Below are 2965 nucleotides of genomic sequence, written 5' to 3'. Positions count from 1 at the left end.
CTCAAGGGGTGGGTTTTCACCACCATCCTACAGATAGTTAGGATTTCTGGGTTTTCCCCGCGAATCCCCCTAGTTTTACCCCTCCTGTTTCAGGAGGCTCTTCCTAGGAACGAGCCGCACTCCATTTGTCAGTGCGTATTATCTTGGTTGGCTTTTTCATCTATTTCTTTGCTACTATACTTCGAGTATATGTGGATGTTCTGGATATGTCAAGCACAAGTAACAAAAAATCTCAAAAAAGGATGAGGGGCATCCCCGTTCACTACGACGAACTGAAGAAAGCTCATAACATAATGCTTACTAATTCCTCTTGGGAATGGCTACGAGCTTCGGCCAAACAGTCTGGGGTAAGCGTTGGGGAACTTATAGAGCGTTGGGTCAGAAGCCAAGTTGATTAGCTACTCCTTAACCCCCACCTGAACGTTCGCGTAGCGTGGCCAAAGGCCAGGTGGGGGAATGCGTCGTATTTTTGTTCAATTTGGGGAATTAGGATGTGGGTAGATGTGAAAAAGTCTCCAGTAAGTCCAGCATACAGCCCCTTTGCAAACAGGTACTCACGCTCAGGGGGAATAAATGGACTATTGGAAACGATGAAGAGAATATCGTTAAGTCGCACACAATGCTCTAAATTAATCTGATATCTGGCAGGTTCAATATATGCTTGAGCTTGTAGCTTATAATAGTCAATGGCTTTCCGACACATATAAAAATTGGTTGCAGCCTCCGCTTTTTTAGGATTACTGGAGAAAACAGAATCTGGTTGATTAGCAACAGTTTTGCCCATTTCATTTATGATGACATTAGGGACAAGATGAGATCCTAAAGACTTATGAGCGTCCTGCTGTACTTCTTGTTTCAATTTAGAGACATTAGTTGGAACAGCTAAAACAGACAAAGCTAATAGTGCCTCTTTAAAGTCTTTGTCCCTAACCCAATTTCTGGCTTCCTCTACGACCTTGCTAATATCCATTTTATGAGAAATGGTCATCATCTCGTTGCGACTTTTTTCTTGGTACTGAAGAAGCAGCCTGTGAAGTTCCTCGGCTCTTGCTTTGGCATCCACAGTTTCTTCCTTTGTGCCTCGAATGCTTCTAAAGGCTTTAACAGCTTGTTCTAAAAAGTGTGATGCGACCATGTAGCTTTGTGGAGTTCTTTTAACAGCAGAGTCGGCTTCCTTGAAATAAGTCTCAGCGGCTGACATTGAAGCAGCACGCTCTTTGCTGTAGTCTTTATCCATACAATGCCATACTGCTTTAATACTCCAGAATCTTCTTGCTATTTCCCAATTATAAATTGATTCTGCTAAAGTTGCTGCTTTTTCAGCAAGGGCTGCATATTTGGCTGGTTCTCCACATTTATGTTCCTGCAATAGCTCCATTAATTGTATAGATGGCCACAAATAGTCTTCCCCTTCATAGCATTCAAGAACTGCTTCTATATGTTGAAAAACAACTTTTTTATTATTTTTAAATTGGCGTTCGAGCCGAAATGCTCGTTCTATTCTCTCCAAATAATGATGCCAATTCTTAGAGCTTTCTAACGTAGTTGCTGATTCTAAGTAAGCGGTAATTGACAACTGAGCCATTGGATGGTCACGTCGTCTGACCCAAAGAATATCTGCTACTCGCGCTTGAAGTTCAGGATCTGATATTTCAGGTGCAATTTCAGCAAGAAAATTTAGCTGCTCTTCTGTAAGATTTTTAAACCTATCAGCAAACAACTTTTCGTTGCATTCTGGATTAATTCGAGCCTTAGTCACGACTGCCAGAATTTCAAAAACAGCTTGTTCTCTGAAATTTCCTGATTCTTGCGCCTCCTTGGCTTTTTCATGAAAACCAATACAATAGGTGATACAATCCTTACTTTCGCTGCTTTTCACTACATCTTTCCAGCAAGTGTTAGTAAAGTCATGTTTGGTAAGAGGTGGGTTCAATTCTGACATAGTGCTAATTCATTCTTTTTTTTATAATTTGCCAAATTTTTCTTAAATTAGCTTAAGCATAAATACTTAAAAATAAAGTTTAAAGGACGATCCCACAAGTCACTTAAGCCATCGAATTAGTAATTATTATACTAAAAATATTTGATAATACTATATCAGTATGATAAGGTTTACCTTATAGAGCTATTGATTAAGTTTAAACTAAAAATCATAATTTATTTGCTATTTACCATAACTTCAGTTTTCGATAACATCTCTACAAAAATCTTGACTATTATATCTATCAGTAAGCTATTTATAGTTGACTAAAATTTCATAGATTATTTGCTCAGTAGTTTTCCTACCCTGAGGAGGTATCAAGTCGCTCATTGTTGTTATGATTTGCTGACTAGATTACCGAGAACACAAGGATTAGGGCTGGTGTGAAATTTTTTGCGATTAGCCCGAAGGGCTACGCTACGCGAACGCATATAGCCTAATCCAGGATATATTCTTTTTTTGAAAGTTATGTTACTATTCTAGTAGGTTAGGTGTTAAGCCCTAATCAGTGATTCTGCGGGAAGTTTCCTGAAAGTGGTTGGTTTATCTGGTTTAATTGCCTTAACAGCCACAAAAGCTTCAGATTTTTCAGTCTGTTGATAAAGACTCCAGAAGCAATAATCGAGCTAAGAGTCATTGAAGTATCAAACAACAGTATCGAGTCATAGATATTGACGTAGAGTCTAAAGGTGGTGCGTTACGGGGCGGGCTCTCCAAACACTGGCGACTGTGAAAATGAGGGCAAGCCCGCCCCTAATGCACCCTACATGCGGGTGCATGTCAGTTTTGTTAAGCCCTGATTCAGATCCCCCGTTTCCCTTAATAAGGGGGACTTTTGAATCTAATTCCCCCCTTTTTTAAGCTATGCTTTATAAACATATTTCTTTACAAAAAACTTGACAAATTTTAGGAATTATGAATAGGAAATAAATAGGGCTGGCTGCATGAAGGCAGAAGGCATACCCGACAAGGCTTTCAAGCCTT

General features: G+C 39.5%; 2 protein-coding genes. One reads left to right on the top strand and one right to left on the bottom strand.

The features are described 5' to 3' along the window. Positions 1 to 206: 206 nt before the first annotated feature. Positions 207 to 398, top strand: a complete 192-nt coding sequence (locus tag F6K49_RS38855; protein WP_293105843.1) for a hypothetical protein — start codon at positions 207 to 209, stop codon at positions 396 to 398. Here the strand turns inward: F6K49_RS38855 and F6K49_RS38850 are convergent. Then, positions 395 to 1942 carry a DUF4209 domain-containing protein gene (locus tag F6K49_RS38850; RefSeq protein ID WP_293105840.1) on the bottom strand — a complete coding sequence of 516 codons (1548 nt, stop codon included), beginning with the start codon at positions 1940 to 1942 and terminating at the stop codon, positions 395 to 397. The two genes, F6K49_RS38855 and F6K49_RS38850, sit on opposite strands and share 4 nt — an antisense overlap. Between the last annotated feature and the right edge of the window lie 1023 nt (positions 1943 to 2965).

This window comes from Moorena sp. SIO3I6 (assembly GCF_010672095.1).
The sequence above is the reverse complement of the archived record's forward strand: the minus strand, read 5'-3'. Positions and strand labels throughout refer to the sequence as shown.

Coding starts and splice junctions, on each gene's coding strand:
- F6K49_RS38855 (WP_293105843.1), top strand. CDS start 207: ATGTCAAGCACAAGTAACAAAAAATCTCAAAAAAGGATGAGGGGCATC.
- F6K49_RS38850 (WP_293105840.1), bottom strand. CDS start 1,942: ATGTCAGAATTGAACCCACCTCTTACCAAACATGACTTTACTAACACT.